Consider the following 18,837-nt stretch of genomic DNA (forward strand, 5'->3'; position numbering starts at 1 on the left):
GTTTTTTTTATAAAATTTAAAAATATTAAGGAGGATAGTAGGATGAATGCTTTTGAAAATTTAGTTAATTCAATTAACACGGTGATGTGGAACTATAATCTAATAGTTGTGTTATTAGTGGTTAGTGGAATAATTTTTACAGTGAAAACAAGAGGGGTACAATTTAGATTGTTAGCACATATGTGCCAACTTTTAATGGAAAAAACAAAGGTGGGAAAAAATGAGGTTTCATCATTTCAGGCATTTTGTATAAGTACTGCTTCTAGAGTGGGAGTAGGAAACTTAGTGGGTGTTGTGGCTGCTGTTTCAGTAGGTGGGCCAGGATCTGTATTTTGGATGTGGGTTGTAGCACTACTAAATGCTTCAACAGCTTTTATAGAATCTACAATAGCTATATTACATAGAGAGAAGGATCCTAAAGGTGGTTATAGAGGTGGAGCTCCATACTTTATTCAAAAAGGGTTAGATATAAAGTGGTTAGGAGTATTATTTGTAATTTTTGCTATTATATGTTGGGGAGGAGTTTTCCAAGTTATCTCTAACTCAGTTACAGAATCATTTAATACAGCTTTTGGATTTGACACTAACAATACAGCTTTGGTTTTAGTAGTTCTATCAGCAGGAGTATTATTTGGAAATAGAAATAAGATAGTAAAAGTATTAGATAAATTAGTTCCATTTATGGCAGTGTTATACTTAGGGATCGTAACTTATATCATCATAAAAAATCTAGGTTTAATGGCAGATACAATGAGTGATATATTTAAACATGCCTTTGGAATAAAACAGTTCTTAGGTGGAAGTTTAGGAAGTGTTGTTATGGAAGGAGTAAAGAGAGGATTGTTCTCTAATGAGGCTGGATCTGGATCAGCTCCTTGTGCAGCAGCAGCAGCAGAGGTTGAACACCCAGCAAAGCAGGGATTGATACAAGCTTTGGGAGTTTTAGTAGATACCGTTTTAATCTGTAGTGCTACAGCTTTTGTTATACTTTTATCAAAAGGACATATAACTGAAGGAAGTGGTGGAATGACTCTACTTCAAGAAGCTTTTAGATACCAAGTTGGAGAGTGGGGAGTAATATTTACAGCAGTAATTCTATTTCTTTTCTCATTTAGCACAATTTTAGGAATTAGTTTCTATGCTAAACCAAATTTATACTTTTTATGTGAGAAGGAGTGGCCACAGGAGCTATTTAAAGTTTTTACTTTAATAATGTTATACTGGGGTGGAATTAGACAAAACTACCTAGTATGGAATTTAGCTGACTTAGGATTGGGACTTATGACAATTGTAAATATGATTGGAGTTTTTCCATTGACATCAAAAGCTATTGAAAGCTTAAAAGAGTACGAAGCTAGATTTTTTGATAAATAACCTTAAATAAGTGGAAACTCTCTTGTTTTTTAGGAAAAATATAGTATACTCATATCAGTGGGATATTTAGGAAACAGGAGGGGAAATATAATGGTAATAAACTCTATGAAATTGTATTTAAAAAGAGAGAATTTGATTCACAATATGGAGTATCTGAGAAGGAGCAAGGGAAAAGAGGTTTTGCCAGTAGTAAAAGCCAATGCATATGGACATGGAATGGAGGAGATAGTACAGATTCTCTATGATAATGGACAGAGAGAGTTTGCAGTGGCAAGATATGTAGAAGCAGAAAGAATTTTGAAGATGGGACTAAAAGGTCTAAAGATTCTAATTTTTGAAAGTGTAGGAGATCTATCTTTAGTAAAAGATAGAGAGGAGTTAGAGATAAGTGCCAATACATACGAGGAATTAGAAAAGATAATAGATTTTGGAATTGATAGTAAGAGAGTTCAAGTTAAGATTGATTTTGGTTTTGGAAGAAATGGAGTCTTATTGAGAGATCTACAGAGGTTAAAAGAATATATTGAGGAAAAGCAACTTAATTTTAGAGGAATATACTCTCATCTTTTTGCAGTAAATTATGAAGAGGGCTTGGAGTATATTGGTAAATTTCATGAGATATTAAGATATCTTGGAAAAGAGAGATTTCAAATGATACACCTTCAAAATAGTGCTGGAGTTTTAAATTTTGATTGTGAAGATGTAACTCACCTAAGAGTTGGAATGTTGATCTATGGATTACAAGAGGTAGGCTTCTATGATGAGAATTTGAAACAGGTCTTTTCACTTGAGGGAAGGGTAGCAGGTGTGAGAGATGTTTCAGAAAGTAAGTACATAGCTTATGGAACGAAAGAGGAGTTGGGATTTTTAAATACTAAATATATAGCTAAGATAAAGATAGGTTATGCAGATGGATTTTTAAAGATCAATGAAAAGAGCAATTGTCTTATTAATAATAAGGAGTTTCCTGTTGTAATAGTTTCAATGGACAATACATTTATAGAGGTAGACACAAGTGTAAAAGAGGGAGATAGGGTAGTACTGTATCACGATATAAGTAAAAGTGTTGCTCATAATGGAATGAATATATATGAGATGTTGACTCTATTAAGCCCGAGATTGGAAAGAGAGATAATATAAGTTTTTAAAATGAAAAAGGAGAGAACGGGCAAATAACCCTTCTCTCCTTAATTGTTGAAACAATCTATTTTTTATTAAAAAATTTACAATTTTCATACTCATTTTTTACAGCATTTTTGTAAGTACAAGTACCAGTAATTTTTTTACATTTTATAGATACATAACCATCATAATCTATTCCAATAGAATCTTCACAATTTAGTGCAGGATACTCCTTTAAATAACTCTCTTTTTCAGTTTTACTAATTAAATACTTTTCCAATTTTAACTCCTTATATTATTTTTTAAAAATAGTTCTTCCATCAGCTTGATTGTTGCAAAGTATAGTGATCTCTGCAATATGGACATTCTCAGGAAGATTAACTATATATGCAACAGTTTCAGCAATATTATCTGCAGTAAGTGCCTCTATTCCTTTATAAACACTTTCAGCTCTAGCTTTATCCCCTTTAAATCTAACTAAGCTAAAATCTGTTTCAACTAAACCAGGCTTAACATCAGTAACTTTTATTTTTGTGTCAACTAAGTCAATTCTAAGTCCATCAGATAGAGTTTTGACAGCTGCTTTAGATGCACAATAAACAGCTCCACCAGCATAGGCAGCATCTCCAGCAACAGAGCCTATATTGACAATTGTAGCAGTGGTTCCTCTTTTTATCATATTTGGAACAAGAGCATTAGTAACATTTAGAAGACCGATTACATTGGTATTAAAGACAGTAGAAAAATCTTCTGGAGTATTTAGATATAATTTTTCCAATCCTAAAGCTAGACCAGCATTATTAATAAGAACATCAATATTTTTCCAAGATTCAGGAAGAGAGGACAAACTAGTGAAAACTTCACTAGAATCTCTAACATCTAATTTTAGTGAAAAAACTTTTGTTGAGTATTGAGATTCAATCTCATTTTTTAACTCTTCTAAAAGATTTTCTCTTCTCCCTACAACTATGATATTCATTCCCAGTTTTGCTAGAGCAATAGCACAAGATCTTCCAATTCCACTAGTTGCTCCTGTAATTAATGCTATCTTTCCAATTAATCTACTTTCATTAAACATTTTAAACTCCCCTTTAGCTTTCAATATAAGCTTTTTTTATTTTTTCAGCAGTATCATACATATTGCTATCTAAATCAATTTTTATGCTAAAATCACTAGATATTTCATAAAGTAGTTCTCTTTTTTGATGAAGCTCTTGAATTTTTTCAAACATATTCTCAACATTGAGAAGAGGACGAGATTTATTGTTTTTAACTCTTTCATAAATACATTCAATAGTACAATTAAGATAGACAATAAATGAAGTTTCTTTAAGATTTTTTATATTTTCATTGTCAATGATAACTCCTCCACCAGTTGCAATTACAATATTGTTATTCAATGATTCTTCAAAAACAATATCGCGCTCTAATTTTCTAAAGTATTGTTCACCTTTCTCAGCAAAAATCTCAGGAATACTTTTTTTCTCACGAGCAGCAATCATCTTATCAATATCAATAAATTTCATATCCATATATTTAGCAAGTATCTTTCCAATAGTAGTCTTACCACTTCCCATAAAACCTATTAATGCAATATTTTCCTTCATTTATTCCTCCTTGAAATTATTATAACATGTATATTTATCAAATAAAAGTAAGAAATTAATAAAAAGAAATTTTTATATTGATTTTATTTGAAAAATAAAGTATAATTTAAAGGAACTTGTTTTGTTTGTATACTTAAAAAGTTCTTTTTTAATGTAAAATACAATTTTTAGGAGGAGAAATGCTGAGAGAAAAAAAAGAAAATAAAGGATTTGTAAATAGATTTCTTGATTTTATTGAGGTGGGCGGAAACAAGCTACCACACCCAGTTACACTATTTTTTCTATTTTGTGTAGCAATTATATTAATTTCTGGAATTGCTCAAAAAATGGGAGTTTCAGTAACTTATGAGGTTTTGAATAAGACTACAAAAACTTTTGAAGAAACAACTGTAGAAGTGAGATCACTTATGACAGAAGATGGAGTTCGTTACATATTTAATTCTATGATTAGTAACTTTACAGGATTTGCACCATTAGGAACTGTTTTAGTTGGAATTATAGGAATAGGTGTGTGTGAAGGTAGTGGGCTTATGTCAGCTCTTATTAAAAAGATAGTAATGTCAACACATCATAAAGCTATAACAGCTGTAGTTGTTTTTGCTGGTGTAATGTCAAATATCGCTTCTGATGCTGGATATGTTGTACTTGTTCCACTGGGGGCAGTAATATTTTTATCATTTGGAAGACATCCATTAGCAGGACTTGCAGCAGCTTTTGCTGGAGTATCGGGAGGATTTTCAGCCAATTTACTACTGGGAACAACAGATCCACTATTGGGAGGAATAACAACAGAGGCAGCAAGATTATTACAACATGGATATTTTGTTGATGCAACAGCAAACTACTACTTTATGTTTGTTTCGACTTTCTTAATTACAATTTTAGGAACATTTGTTACTGAAAAAATAATAGAGCCAAGATTAGGTGAGTATCATGGAGAAGCTGAGATAGATATGACAAGTATTTCAGAAAGTGAGAAAAAAGGATTAAAAGGTGCTCTAATAACAATGATAATCTTTGTTGTAGTGATGGCTTTCTGTATAGTTCCAGAAAATGGAGTGTTTAGAGAGAATGGATCTCTAAAGGCTTGGACATCAACAGGACTAATAACATCAATGATGCTATTTTTCCTACTTCCTGGAATAGTTTATGGTTATATAGCAAAAACAATAAAAAATGATAAAGATGTAGCAAAATTAATATCAGATTCACTAGCAAGTATGGGTGGATATATGGCAATAGTATTTACAGCTTCACAATTTATAGCTTATTTTGGATATACTAACTTAGGGACTGTAATAGCTGTAAAAGGAGCAGCAACTTTAAAAGTGATAGGATTTACAGGGTTACCACTAATTGTCTGCTTTATAATTTTAACAGGATTTATAAATCTATTTATGGGATCAGCTTCAGCTAAATGGGCTATTATGGCACCTATATTCGTACCTATGTTAATGCAATTAGGTTATACACCTGAATTTACACAGTTGGCATATAGAATAGGAGATTCAACAACTAATATTATATCTCCATTGATGTCTTATTTTGCAATGGCAGTTGCATTTATGCAAAAGTATAAAAAAGATGGTGGAATGGGAACACTCATCTCTTTAATGCTACCATACTCAATTTGTTTTATGATAGGTTGGATAATATTAATGGTAATTTGGTTCTGGTTGGGATTACCAATAGGTCCAAATGTACACATTCATATGTAAGAGATATATAATAAAAAATTAAATTAAGAAAAGGGAAGAACTACTATAATAGCATTAGCTGTTGTGAGTAAGTTTTTCCCTTTCTTTAATTATTCTAATTTTATAGTTTTAAGTGAGATTAATTGTTGGTATCATTTAAGGCTAACTCTTTTAATTTTACATAATCCACTTTTCCAGTACCAAGGAGAGGAAGTTTATCTAAGTAAACAATTTTTTTAGGAATCCATAATTCGCTATAATCATTTTGTTTAAAATATTCAAATAGAGCTTTCACTTCAAGATCTTTTTTCTCGGTGAAAAGAATTAACTGTTCCCCTTTTTTAATATCTGGAATTGAGACAATTGCTGTTGGAAAATCCTTAACATAGGTATTTAAAATCTCCTCTATAGCAGTTAATGAGATCATTTCACCAGCAATTTTAGCAAATCTTTTAGCTCTTCCAAGAATGGAGATAAATCCATTTTCATCTATCTCTACAATATCTCCAGTGTCATACCAACCATCTTCAGGGGCTAGAATCTCACCATCTTTAAGATAACCGAGCATTATATTTTTTCCTTTTATCCAAAGTTTACCACCATTATCAATACCTTCCACTTTTTCAAGTTTATATTGAATATCTGGAAGAAGTCTACCTACACTTCCTTTTTTCTGGTGCATAGGAGTGTTAACAGAGATAACTGGACTGGCTTCAGTTACACCATAACCTTCTAAAAGTCTAACACCAAATTTTTCCATCCATAAATAATAAGTTGAATCCTTTAGTTTTTCAGCTCCCACAATGGCATATTTTATATTATAAAAGTCATAAGGATTAGCTTTTTTAGCATAGCCATTGAAGAAAGTATCAGTTCCACAGAGTATTGTGGCATTGGAGTCATAGACTAATTCTGGAATAATCTTGTAGTGCACAGGTGAAGGATAGAAGAAAACCTTAAGTCCTGAAAGAATAGGTAGTACAGTTCCAACTCCTAAACCAAATGAATGGAACATAGGTAGTGCATTAAAGATAATATCCTGACCTGTAAATGAAAACAGTGATGATAGCTGAAAACGATTTGCTTGTAAGTTTTCATGACTCAAAAGTACAGCCTTAGGCATTCCCTCTGAACCTGATGTAAAAAGTATAGTACAAGGATCAGTTGCAGAGGTTTTTGGATATTTTTTCAAAATATATTTAAAAAATCCATTGAGCTTTGTAGTAAGAGTTATTTTATTTTGAAAATCTTCAAGATAGATAACATTGGTTCCACTCTTCTCAATTCCATTGATTAAATCTCCCATCTGTAGTAATTCAACCATCTTTTTAGATGTCAATACAGTGGATATATTAGCAGTTTTTATACAGGATAAAATCTGATTTTTTCCTTGAGTGAAATTTATCATCGCTGGAATCTTTTCTATACCCTGTAAGCTGAAAAATACAACAGCATTTGCAATGGAATTGGGCAAAATAACTCCTATGTTTTTTTCTGGGAAGTTTTTAGAGATAGCTTCTCCTAAAACATAGGATTTTAAGAGAAATTTTTTATAATTAATAGGTTGTCTTGCTATATCCTCTCCAATTATATGATCATATCCATGTAATTTAGCAGCTTTTAAAAGAGATTTAAAGAGATTATTCTCTAAAGGTGAAGATTTATACAGCATATTTGTCATTATACTATATAGTTGATTGCTAATTTTTTTTCTTTTAATAGCTCCCTTTTCATCTTGAGATAGGGTGATTTTTGTTGGCTCAAGAATAGATATTTTTATTCTTGGGAACATTCTAGTTTTAAATTTATTTTTTAGGTATGAGAATTTAGAGTACTGTGCTCCATCTATTCTCACAGGTAAAATATTGGCATGTGCATTGACAGCAACAACTCCAGCTCCTTCATAAACTTTCATCAAAGAACCTGTAACAGTGATACGTCCCTCTGGGAAGATAATACACTTTTGATTTCTTTTAAGTTCAGTAATAAGTTGCTTTAGAGCCATAGGGTTAGTGGGATCAATAGGATATAGTTTGACTACAGAGTTAAATATCCTTACCCACCATTTTTTAGCAATATTGGTATTGATTGCAAAAATTATTTTTTCAGGCATAAAAGCAGCTACCAATAATCCATCTAGTAATGATGTGTGATTGGCTATTAACAATACCCTCTTTCCAGCTTTTTCATAATTTTCTAGTCCAGTTACCTCTATTTTAAAAACTATAGATAGTAAACTTTGAGCTAGAGAACGTGGTAGGGCATCAGGAATAATAGTTAGAATATATATAGCTACACAGATACTAATAATTGAAAGAATCAAAAATATAGAGTCAAGTTGTAGACCGAGCTTAAATAATCCACCAACTATTCCAGATAAAAGCACAATACCAAAAGCATTTAAAATATTATTTCCAGCTATTATAGTGGCTAGATATTTTTTAGGAGCTTTATTCTGTAAAAATGCATTTAGAGGTACTATATACATACCTCCAAAGAAAGCCATAAAAAATAGGATAATAGCAATCTCAATACCAGATGCTGATTTAAAAAATGGCACTGTATGAGTTATGTTTTCATTGGGAATAAAATTCTTAGAGAATAAATATAAAAAGTATGTTGTAATACTCATTCCAAAGGCACTAATAGGTACAAATGTAGGGTGTACAGCCCCTCTCATTATTTTGTTGCAAGTAAAAGTTCCCACAGCCATTCCCAGAGAAAAAATTAGCATAAAAACAGCCACTGTATTTCTAGAAAGTCCTAAAATATTACTTGCTAAAGGATAAAGTTGTGTTAGAATAACACCTCCTAATGCAAAAAACCAAGATATACCTAAAATAGTGATATATATACTTCTAATCTCTGAAATTTTTTTAAAGGTGATTTTTAAATCTTTAAATATATTAAAATTTAACTTTAGATCTGGTCGTGGAGCTGGAGCTAAGGGGATGTACCAACTAGCAACTACCCCAATAAATGAAGATAGTAAAAGTATACTAGCAATAAGTAGAGGTGAGTCTAATTTTGTACCAAGTATAGTACCAATGAGTATGGAAAAATAAGTTGCTCCATCAATAATGGCATTTCCTGTGATCAGTTCATTCTCCTCTAGATGTTGAGGGATCAGTGAATATTTAACTGGTCCAAAAAAAGATGACTGAATACTCATTAAAAAAAGAATTAAAATTAAAAAGTAATAGAGTTTAAAATATATTAAAACTGTGGCAATAGACATTAAAATAAACTCTATAATTTTAAGATATTTAGCAATTTTACTTCTATCATATTTATCTGCAACTTGTCCAGCAGTAGCAGAGACAAGAAAGAAAGGCAGAATAAAGAGAATAGAGATAAAGTTTAAAAACAATCCCTCCTGCTTATTATTAAATGAAAGATTGTATGTGATAAAAGCTAGAATAGATGTTTTTAAAAGATTATCATCAAATGCCCCAAGTAATTGGGATATGAATAATGGTAAAAAACGTTTATTTTTTATTAACATAAATTCCTCCAATAATTAAAGTCCTAATTGATTATAGATATGATAACACAATTTTATAAAAAAATAAAGTTTGCTATTTATAGTAAAAATACACTTGTAATATATAAAATTTATAGTTGTTATTAACAATTTGAATTGACATTGTTGATTAAAAAAGATAAAATTATTGACAATATTCACAAAATATATTATTATATTAAAAATGATTAAATCAGAAAATATTGTGATGAAATTAAGAAGGGATTAATAAATTATTATAGGAGGAGAAATGTTAAAAGGAGTTTTAAAATTACTAATTATTCTGGTGTTGGGAGTAATTATGATAGGATGTACAAATACAGAGGGTGGAACTTACGCAAGAATGAATGAGGCATACAACAGAAAAAACAATACTGAAAATAGATCTTTAATATTAGATACATTTATAGCAACAACACTATACAATCATCCAGAGATCATTCCAAGCTTTGGAAAGAGTAAGACACATAGTAGAACAAAAACAGATATAAACAGCATGTCAAATACAGTATCAAATACTAATGTATCAAACTTTGGAACAGGAAGTGTTACAACAAGTGAGAGTAGAACAACTACACATACAAGATCGAAAAGTAAAACAAAATCAGTTACTACTGGTTTTGGAATATCACCTAATTTAGATTTTTACACAAAATAAAAGAAAAATGATCCTATGTTAATAGGATCATTTTTTTCAATTAGAATGGGAACTCGTCATCATCTTCGTAAGGTATCTCTTCTACCTCTTTTACAGCTGGTTTTGCTGGAGCTGAAGAGTACTCAGGCTCATATCCTCCCATAGAATCATTTGAACCTTTAGACTCTAAAAATTCAACAGTTTCAACTAAAACATCATAAGATGTTCTCTTTTCTCCATTCATCTCAAATCTATTCATTTGAAGTCTTCCATTGACACCAACTTTTCTACCTTTTCTAAGATATTCACCAATAAGTTCAGCAGTTTTTCCAAAAGCAACACAGTTGATAAAATCAGCTTCTCCTTTAGAGAAAGGTCTATCTACTGCTAAAGAAAATCTTGAGTATGCTTTACCACTCTGTCCAAATTTTAACTCTGGGTCTCTTGTTAATCTTCCAACTAGAACAACAACATTCATATTGTTACCTCCTGTTAATTTCTATCTCTAATTAATTATAACACAAAAATAATATTAAGTCACATTATTTATTTTTTATTTTCTAGAAAAATATTAAAGCAAAAAAATGGTATTTATGATATAATAATACAGTAAAATGAAGAGAATAGGGAGGGAAAAATGAAGAAAAAAGCTGTACTTTTAGATGTAAGTGCAATAATGTATAGAGCATATTTTGCCAATATGAATTTTCGAACTAAGACAGAACCTACAGGAGCTATATATGGATTTATAAATACTTTAATGAGTATAATAAAAGAGTTTGCCCCTGATTATATAGGAGCTGCTTTTGACGTGAAAAGAGCCTCTCTAAAAAGAAGTGAGTTATATAGTGATTATAAAGCACAAAGAGAAGCTGCCCCTGAAGATTTAATACTTCAAATACCAAGAATAGAGGAGTTACTAGATTGTTACAATATCTCAAGATTCAAAATTGATGGGTATGAAGCTGATGATGTTTTAGGAACTCTTGCAAAGAATCTTTCAGATCAAGGGGTAGAGGTTTATGTGGTGACTGGAGATAAGGACCTGTCACAGATAATAGATTCAAATATAAATGTAGCATTACTTGGTAAAGGAGAGGGAGGAGAGAGATTTAAAATAATAAGAGATGATGAAGATGTCATCAATTATTTAGGTGTACCTTCTCATAAGATTCCAGATCTTTTTGGATTGATAGGAGATTCCAGTGATGGTATTCCTGGAGTTAGAAAAATTGGACCTAAAAAAGCTATACCAATGTTGGAAAAGTATGGAGATTTAGAGGGAATATATGAAAATATAGATTCTCTTACTGAAATTCCAGGAATAGGGAAAGCACTGATAGCTAATTTAAAAGAGGATAGAGATATAGCTTTTATGAGTAGAGAGTTGGCAATAATATGCCAAGATGTTCCTTTGGAGTTTAACTTAGAGAGTTTAACTTATGGAATAGATAATGAAAAGTTATATGAACTTTTTAAAGTTTTAGAGTTTAAAGCTTTGATCAAAAAGATGGGACTTGAAAGTACAGAGGATAGTGTAGAAGAGAGTAGTGAAAAGATTCAGAGAGTATCTCAAGAGAGAAATTTCAAACTATTGGAAAATAAAGAAGATTTTAAGAGTTTTAAATCAGAGATGAAAGAGAAAAATCTTATCTCTATCTACTACACAGAGAATGGAGTAGCAATGAGTTCATATGATGGAGATTATTACTACCCTTTAAAAAATGACAGTGTTTTAGGTGAGAATATATCTTTATTTACAGAGTTTGTACCGAAGAGTGATAACTCTCTTAAAATAGAGGAGATCAATGAGTTTTTTAACAATTTCAATGGAGAGGTTATAACTTATAACTTAAAAAATCTTTTAAATAATGGGATCAAGATTGATAAGTGTGAGATGGATTTAATGTTAGCTTACCACTTGATTAGCTCACAAACAAAAGAGAGCATAGATATACCTATAGAGCAGTTAACAGGTGTACAATTGGATAATTATGTAGAAAAGTTTGGAAAAGAAAAGCCAGAAAACCTAGCTAAGGAAGAGCTTGGAAAATATCTATGTCAAAGAACTATGGGGTTATTAGAGTGTTACGACTCTTTAAAAGAGGAATTAGAATCAAAAAATTTAATGGGAATATTAAAAGAGGTAGAGATGCCATTGATTTCAATACTTTCAGCTATGGAAATAAAGGGGATAAAAATAGATCCAGATTATTTCTCAAAATATGGTGAGGAGTTAGCCTTAGCTATAGAAAAATTACAAAAAGAGATCTATAGAGAGGCTGATGAGGAGTTTAATATCAATTCACCAAAGCAGTTAGGAGAGATACTTTTCTTCAAATTGAATCTTCCACCTGTAAAGAAAACAAAAACAGGACTTTCTACAGATGAAGAGGTTTTGGAAAAGTTAAAAGCTGATGGGGCAAGTATAGCCAAATATATATTGGAATATAGAAAGCTAACAAAATTAAAAAATACCTATGTAGATGCAATTCCAAAATTGAGAGATAAAGATGATAGAATACACACTACTTTCAATCAAATTGGAACAACAACAGGTAGACTTTCATCTTCAGATCCAAATTTACAAAATATTCCTGTAAAAAGTGATGAAGGAATAAAGATTAGACAGGGATTTGTAGCTGAAAAAGATAGTGTTTTAATGGGAATAGATTATTCACAGATAGAGTTAAGAGTATTGGCGCAGATGTGTAAAGATGAGAATTTGAGATCTGCTTATCAAAATAATATGGACTTACACAGTTTAACAGCTAGAAGAATATTTGAATTGGGTGATGATGAGGAAGTTTCAAGAGAGCAGAGAACCATAGCTAAGACTATAAACTTTAGTATAATATATGGAAAGACAGCTTTTGGATTGGCCAAAGAATTGGGAATAAATCAAAAGGAAGCTGGGGAGTATATAGATAGATACTTTAATCAATATCCTAAGGTAAAGGAGTTTGAAAGAGAGATAATAGAGTTTACAGAGAAAAATGGCTATACTGAAACATATTTTGGAAGAAGAAGAATAATCGAAGGAATTAACTCTAAAAATAAAAATATAAGAAACCAAGCTGAAAGAATGGCAGTTAATAGTGTAATTCAAGGAACTGCTGCTGAGATAATAAAAAAAGTTATGATTGAATTATATAGATACTTAAAAGATAAAGAGGGAATATCACTACTTTTACAAGTTCATGACGAATTGATATTTGAAATTGAAAAAGATAAGGTTGAGACTTATAGAGAAGAGATCGAGAGAATAATGAGAACAACAGTAAAGTTTGATAGTGTTCCATTGGAGATAAATACTAATATTGGAGTAAATTGGGCTGAAACAAAGTAGTAAGATAGGAGGAGAGATGTCTTACACCTATAATGTAAAACAAGAGATACTAGAGAATGAATTAGTGACAGAGATTGAGAAAAAGGCTGAACTTTCTGCTATATTTTTTAGTAAAAATGCCTTTCATAAAGATAAAATAGAGTTGAGATTAGAAAATTTGTCACTTGCAAAAAGAGTTTATAAATTCATAAAAGAAGTAACAGATTTAAGAATAGAGATTAAGTACTCTATTTCAAAGAGATTAGGAGAGCATAATGTATATATAATACTTATTCCTAAGCAGAGAGGATATAGAGATTTTACTGAAACAATGAGAAGTTTTAGTGAAAAATTGATTTTAGCAAGTGAAGAGATACTTAAGGGGTTTATAAGAGGGATATTTCTCTCTTGCGGTTATATAAAAGATCCACAGAAGGAGTATGCTCTAGATTTTTTTATGGATGATGAGGAGACTGCAGATAAGTTTTATAATATACTTTTTTCTAAAAAGAAAAAGGTATTTAAAACTTTAAAAAGAAACAAACCTTTAGTCTATATAAGAAACTCAGAGGATATTATGGATATAATGGTTATGATAGGTTCTATTCAATCTTTCTTTAAATATGAAGAGACTACAATGATAAAAGACTTAAAAAATAAGACTATAAGAGAGATGAACTGGGAAGTAGCCAATGAAACTAAGACTTTAAATACTGGGAATAACCAGATAAAAATGATAAAACTTATAGATAAGGAGATGGGGCTAAACTCTCTTAGCCCTGTTTTGGAAGAGATTGCATATGTGAGATTAAAAAATCCAGAGAGCTCTCTTCAAGAGATAGCTGAAATGATAGGGATTTCAAAATCTGGAGTTAGAAATAGATTTAGGAGAATAGAGGAAATTTACAATAATCTAAAAAATGAAGAGATTGAGGAATAAGTATGAGCAAAATAAAAATAGTAAAAAATATACTAGAATTAAAGGAAAAATTGGAAAATAGCTATGTGGCAATAGGAACTTTTGATGGTGTACACTATGGACATCAACAACTTATAAAAATGGCAATAGATAAAGCTGAGAAAAATGGAGGACAAGCAGTAGTTTTTACATTTTCTAGCCACCCAATGGAGCTTATAAATAGCAAAAAAGCTCCTAAAAATATAAATACTATTGATGAAAAAGTGTATATATTAGAAGATATGGGAGTGAATTGTATAGTTTTACAGGAGTTTTCAAAGGAGTTTGCAGACTTAAAAGCTGAGGAGTTTGTGGATATATTAAAGGAAAAAGTGGGGAGTAAGGAGATCTTTGTAGGATTTAACTTCTCTTTTGGTGAGGGTGGAAAATCCAACACTAAAGATTTGATAAGATTGGGAGAGGAAAGAGGTATAGTTGTCAACGAGATCCCAGCAATATATCTAGATGAACAGCTTGTAAGCTCTACATTTCTTAGAAAAGAGGTGGAACATAGAGATATATCAGAGGTTAACAGATATTTAGGACATAGCTTTTTAATATTAGGTGAGGTAGTGCACGGTAAGAAAATAGCTAGAGAGTTGGGATTTCCAACAGCTAATGTCAAGATGGCAAAGAGAGTTTATCCTAAAAACGGGATATATGGAGCAAGAGTTAAGATAGAGGGTGAGGATTTTTATAGATATGGTGTTGTAAATATCGGTGTAAATCCTACATTAAAACCTGGAGAGAAAAGTGTTGAAGTGAATATTTTAGATTTTGATGAGTTTATATATGGAAAAATAATAGCTGTGGAACTTTTAGAGTACTTGAGAGAAGAGAAGAAGTTTGATTCAATTGAAGAGTTAAAAAGAGTCATTGGTAATGATGTAAAAGTTTGGACTGAAAAGATAAGAGAGAGAAAATGGATATAGTATTAAAAATAGATAATTTTGAGGGACCATTAGATTTACTTTTACATTTAATAGATAAGAAAAAACTAAAAATCTCAGAGATAAAAATTTCACAAATTATAGATGAATATTTAGGAATATTAAAAAATGCCCAAGAGGAGAATTTACATATAAAAGTTGAATTCTTAGTAACAGCTTCGGAGTTGTTAGAGATAAAGGCTTCAACTCTATTATCTATAAATGAAGAGGAAAATAAAGAGAAAGAGTTAAAAAGAAGATTAGAAGACTATAAACTATTTAAAGAGATAGCTGTCAAAATGGGAGAGATGGAAAATGAGTACAACATATCGTATACTAGAGGTGAAAGTAGAAAGATAATAAAAAAAGCTCCTAAAGAGTATGATATCTCAAAACTACAGGCAAGTGATCTGTACTCTGCCTATAAGAGGTATTTTGAAAAACAAGAGAGTGAGTATTTAGAGTTGGAGTTGGAGAAAAAATACACTCTAAAAGATGAGATGGATAAATTATACTTGAAACTTTACTCACAGAATAGAACCTTTGATTCGATTTTTTCTGAAGCAGAGGGAAAGATGCATTTAGTATATATATTTTTATCACTCTTAGAACTGTACAAAGAGGGAAAAGTTTTGATTGAGGGAGAAATGGTAATAAGAATAAAAGGGTAGAAAGGAGTTTTATGTTTAGAAGTGGACTTCTAGTTATGATAATCACAATGGTAAGTAGAGTTTTAGGCTTGGTAAGAGCTGGAATAATAGCTTACTATTTTGGAGCATCAGCAATGACAGATGCTTTTTTTAGTGCGTTCAAAATTAGTAATTTTTTTAGACAACTTTTGGGAGAGGGAGCTTTGGGAAGTTCCTTTATTCCGCTGTATAATGAGAAAGTTGAAAGTGAAGGAGAGGAGAGAAGCAAACAGTTTATCTTCTCAGTAATAAATCTTTTATTTGTGTTCAGTACAATAATAACTATATTGATGATAGTATTTTCAGATCAGATAATTTTGGGAATAGTGAGTGGCTTTCCAGATGAAACTAAGATAATAGCTTCAAAACTTCTGAAAATAATGTCAATCTACTTTATTTTTATAAGTTTGTCAGGAATGATATGTGCAATATTGAATAACTTTAAACAGTTTGCTATTCCAGCATCCACATCTATTTTTTTCAATTTAGCAATTATTTTAGCATCTATGTATTTTGGAAAAACCTATGGAATAGATGCTCTAGCATATGGAGTTGTAGTAGGTGGACTATTGCAGTTTTTAGTTGTATTGCCCTCTTTTTTTAAGATTGTTAGAGGTTACTCATTAAAGATAGATTGGAAAGATCCATATTTAAAGAAAATTTTTATAATGATCTGTCCAATGTTGGTTGGGATTGTAGCTAGACAGGTAAATACAATAGTGGATCAGATGTTTGCCTCATACTTAGCAGAGGGGGGAGTATCTGCTTTAGAAAATGCTACTAGATTATACCTATTACCTGTTGGTGTCTTCGGTGTTTCAATTTCAACAGTAATATTTCCAGCACTATCTAAGGCTATGTCAAAGAATAATTTGAAAGAGGCTACAGACAATATAGTTAAGGGGTTGAATATACTGTTATTTTTGATTATTCCTTCAACAGCTGTACTTACTTTCTACGCTCCAGAGGTGATTAGGTTAACTCTTTCATATGGAAAATTTGGAGAAGAGGCTGTGAGAGTAACATCTCAAGCATTGATCTATTACTCTATAGGGTTATATTTCTATACAGCTATTTATCTGATGACAAGAGCTTTTTATAGTGTGAAAAATAGTACCTATCCAGTAAAGTTTTCAATAATTTCCATAGTTATAAATATAGTTTTAAATTTCTTGTTGATAGATATAATGGAATACAGAGGACTAGCACTATCAACTTCAATAGCTTCAGCTGTTAATTTTCTACTTCTTGTCACTGTATTTAGAAAAAAATATATCAATTTTAGTTTAAAAAAATCCTATGTATTTTTCTTAAAAACTTTGGTAGTAACCGCAATTTCATTATTATGTAGTTACAAAATAGATAATACAATCTTGAAACTACTAGTTTTTTCAGGTGTGTATATGCTATTTTGGGCAAAAAGTTTATTAAAAAATAAATTGGAAGTGTTTTAATGGAAAAACAGTATAATTATAAAGTGTATACTCCTAACGAGATAGCTAAAGAGATGGTAAAAAAGGGGTTAAATCTATATTTTGAAAATGAAAAAACTTTAGAAAAATTGATGAAAATTAAAATATGTGATCTCTCTTGTGGAAGTGGGAATTTAATTATTCCCGCTTTAGAAGAGTTGATACTCATATCTAAAGAGATGACGGGTAGATATATTTATAATGAAAATTGGATAACAGGTTATGATATCAATGAAGAGGCTATAAAGGTTGCTAACCTCAAGATAAAAGAACTATTAAAAGATTATTCATTAGATGGTGAGGTCAAACTAAAAGTTCAAAATGGATTATTTGTAGAGGAAAAATTTAATGTAATTTTGGGAAATCCTCCCTACTTAGGAGAAAAGAATAATAAAGAGGTTTTTCAGAGTATAAAAAATACAGAATTTGGAAGAAAATATTATGAAGGCAAAATGGATTTTTTCTACTTTTTTATAGAGAGAGCAGTAGAAAATCTTGAAGAGAATGGTGTTTTAATATATCTAACAACTAACTACTGGCTTAAGGCAGATAGTGGAAAAAAATTGAGAGAAGCTCTAAAGATAAATGGAAATTTTAAAGATATAGTTTTTTATGATAACTCTCTTTTTTCAAAGGCTAAAGGACAACACAATATTATTTTTACTTGGAGAAGAGAGAATTTGGAACAGGGTAAAGTTGATATAATACTACCAGAAAAGAGATTTTCCATAGAGAGTAGAGATATTTATGATGAAAATTCAAAAATAATCTTGGCAGATAGAGAGAGTAGAGAGTACAATGAAAGAGTAAAAAGAGTATCCAATTTTACATTGGGGGATATAGTAAATATAAACCAAGGGATAGTATCTGGATTTGATAAAGCCTTTGTTTTTGATGAGTTCAATGATGAGTTTAAAGAGAATTTAAAACCATTTTATAAAAATAAAGATGTTGGAATGTACAAAAATAATAAAAATAGTTTTTGGATTCTTTATCTAGATAGAAAAAGTAATCTAGATAACAAATTGGAAAATTATTTGAAAATATATTATGATAAACTTTCTCAGAGAAGAGAGGTACAGGAAAATAAAATAAAGTGGTGGCAACTTCAATGGGCTAGAGATGAAGAGATATTTTTAAAACCTAAGATTCTAGTGAGACAAAGATGTAAAACTAATCAATTCTCATATGATGAAGGTGAGTTTTATGGAAGTGCTGATATCTACTTTATAACAGCTAAAGATGAGAGTATAAACTTGTTTTATATCTTGGGATATATGAATTCAAGCTCTTTTTTAAAGTGGTTTAAATACAATGGAAAGACCAAAGGAAAAAACTATGAGTTTTATTCAACACCACTAAAGGAGACACCTATATACTATCCACAGGAGAGTGCTGAGATAGAGTATATAGAAAAACTTGTAAAAGAGCAGATAAAGAGTTACAAGAGTGAGATACAAGAGGAGATAGATAATTATTTTATAAAGATATTTGAATAATA

At 30.6% G+C, this 18,837-nt stretch carries 15 protein-coding genes; 10 read left to right on the top strand and 5 right to left on the bottom strand.

The window, feature by feature from the left end:
* Positions 1–42: 42 nt before the first annotated feature.
* Positions 43–1,374, top strand: a complete 1,332-nt coding sequence (locus QZ286_RS05940) for a sodium:alanine symporter family protein (protein ID WP_291256054.1) — start codon at positions 43–45, stop codon at positions 1,372–1,374.
* Positions 1,375–1,479: 105 nt separating this feature from the next.
* Positions 1,480–2,514, top strand: coding sequence for an alanine racemase (alr, locus tag QZ286_RS05945; protein ID WP_291256055.1), 1,035 nt, complete (start codon positions 1,480–1,482; stop codon positions 2,512–2,514).
* Between the two features lie 64 nt (positions 2,515–2,578).
* Here alr and QZ286_RS05950 read toward each other — a convergent pair whose 3' ends face one another.
* From QZ286_RS05950 to QZ286_RS05960, 3 genes are read right to left on the bottom strand one after another with little or no spacing between them, the layout of a single operon-like run.
* Positions 2,579–2,776: a hypothetical protein gene (locus QZ286_RS05950; protein WP_291256056.1), complete on the bottom strand. Its 198-nt coding sequence runs from the start codon at positions 2,774–2,776 to the stop codon at positions 2,579–2,581.
* A 15-nt stretch (positions 2,777–2,791) separates the two neighbouring features.
* Entirely contained in the window at positions 2,792–3,574 is a 783-nt protein-coding gene (locus QZ286_RS05955; RefSeq protein ID WP_291256057.1) for an SDR family NAD(P)-dependent oxidoreductase, read from the bottom strand.
* Positions 3,575–3,587: 13 nt separating this feature from the next.
* Positions 3,588–4,103 (bottom strand): shikimate kinase, encoded by a 516-nt coding sequence (locus tag QZ286_RS05960; RefSeq protein ID WP_291256058.1) that lies wholly within the window; start codon positions 4,101–4,103, stop codon positions 3,588–3,590.
* Between the two features lie 179 nt (positions 4,104–4,282).
* On the opposite strand from QZ286_RS05960, the gene QZ286_RS05965 reads away from it, so the two are divergent.
* The gene (locus tag QZ286_RS05965; protein WP_291256059.1) at positions 4,283–5,821 is read left to right on the top strand and encodes an AbgT family transporter; all 1,539 of its coding nucleotides are present in this window, start codon (positions 4,283–4,285) and stop codon (positions 5,819–5,821) included.
* 118 nt (positions 5,822–5,939) lie between these two features.
* Here QZ286_RS05965 and QZ286_RS05970 read toward each other — a convergent pair whose 3' ends face one another.
* On the bottom strand, positions 5,940–9,305 hold the full coding sequence (locus QZ286_RS05970; protein ID WP_291256060.1) for an acyl-[ACP]--phospholipid O-acyltransferase: 3,366 nt from the start codon (positions 9,303–9,305) through the stop codon (positions 5,940–5,942).
* Between the two features lie 268 nt (positions 9,306–9,573).
* On the opposite strand from QZ286_RS05970, the gene QZ286_RS05975 reads away from it, so the two are divergent.
* A complete protein-coding gene (locus QZ286_RS05975) occupies positions 9,574–9,981 on the top strand; it encodes a hypothetical protein (RefSeq protein WP_291256061.1) in 408 nt (135 codons plus the stop codon).
* 40 nt (positions 9,982–10,021) lie between these two features.
* On the opposite strand, the gene QZ286_RS05980 is transcribed toward QZ286_RS05975, so the two are convergent.
* Positions 10,022–10,438, bottom strand: coding sequence for a single-stranded DNA-binding protein (locus QZ286_RS05980; RefSeq protein WP_291256062.1), 417 nt, complete (start codon positions 10,436–10,438; stop codon positions 10,022–10,024).
* Between the two features lie 159 nt (positions 10,439–10,597).
* Between QZ286_RS05980 and polA the strand changes: the two genes are divergently transcribed.
* The 6 genes from polA to QZ286_RS06010 are packed head-to-tail and all read left to right on the top strand — an operon-like array spanning position 10,598 to position 18,835.
* Positions 10,598–13,309, top strand: coding sequence for a DNA polymerase I (gene polA, locus QZ286_RS05985; RefSeq protein WP_291256063.1), 2,712 nt, complete (start codon positions 10,598–10,600; stop codon positions 13,307–13,309).
* Positions 13,310–13,325: 16 nt separating this feature from the next.
* A complete protein-coding gene (whiA, locus tag QZ286_RS05990) occupies positions 13,326–14,228 on the top strand; it encodes a DNA-binding protein WhiA (protein WP_291256064.1) in 903 nt (300 codons plus the stop codon).
* Between the two features lie 2 nt (positions 14,229–14,230).
* A complete protein-coding gene (locus tag QZ286_RS05995; protein ID WP_291256065.1) occupies positions 14,231–15,178 on the top strand; it encodes a bifunctional riboflavin kinase/FAD synthetase in 948 nt (315 codons plus the stop codon).
* Positions 15,169–15,846: a ScpA family protein gene (locus tag QZ286_RS06000; RefSeq protein WP_291256066.1), complete on the top strand. Its 678-nt coding sequence runs from the start codon at positions 15,169–15,171 to the stop codon at positions 15,844–15,846. Before QZ286_RS05995 ends, QZ286_RS06000 begins: the two co-directional genes overlap by 10 nt.
* Before the next feature lie 11 nt (positions 15,847–15,857).
* Positions 15,858–17,318 (top strand): murein biosynthesis integral membrane protein MurJ, encoded by a 1,461-nt coding sequence (murJ, locus tag QZ286_RS06005; RefSeq protein WP_291256067.1) that lies wholly within the window; start codon positions 15,858–15,860, stop codon positions 17,316–17,318.
* Entirely contained in the window at positions 17,318–18,835 is a 1,518-nt protein-coding gene (locus tag QZ286_RS06010) for a TaqI-like C-terminal specificity domain-containing protein (RefSeq protein WP_291256068.1), read from the top strand. Before murJ ends, QZ286_RS06010 begins: the two co-directional genes overlap by 1 nt.
* Positions 18,836–18,837: the final 2 nt, after the last annotated feature.

It is taken from the genome of Fusobacterium sp. (assembly GCF_019012925.1).
In the GTDB taxonomy this organism is placed as follows: Bacteria; Fusobacteriota; Fusobacteriia; order Fusobacteriales; family Fusobacteriaceae; genus Fusobacterium_A.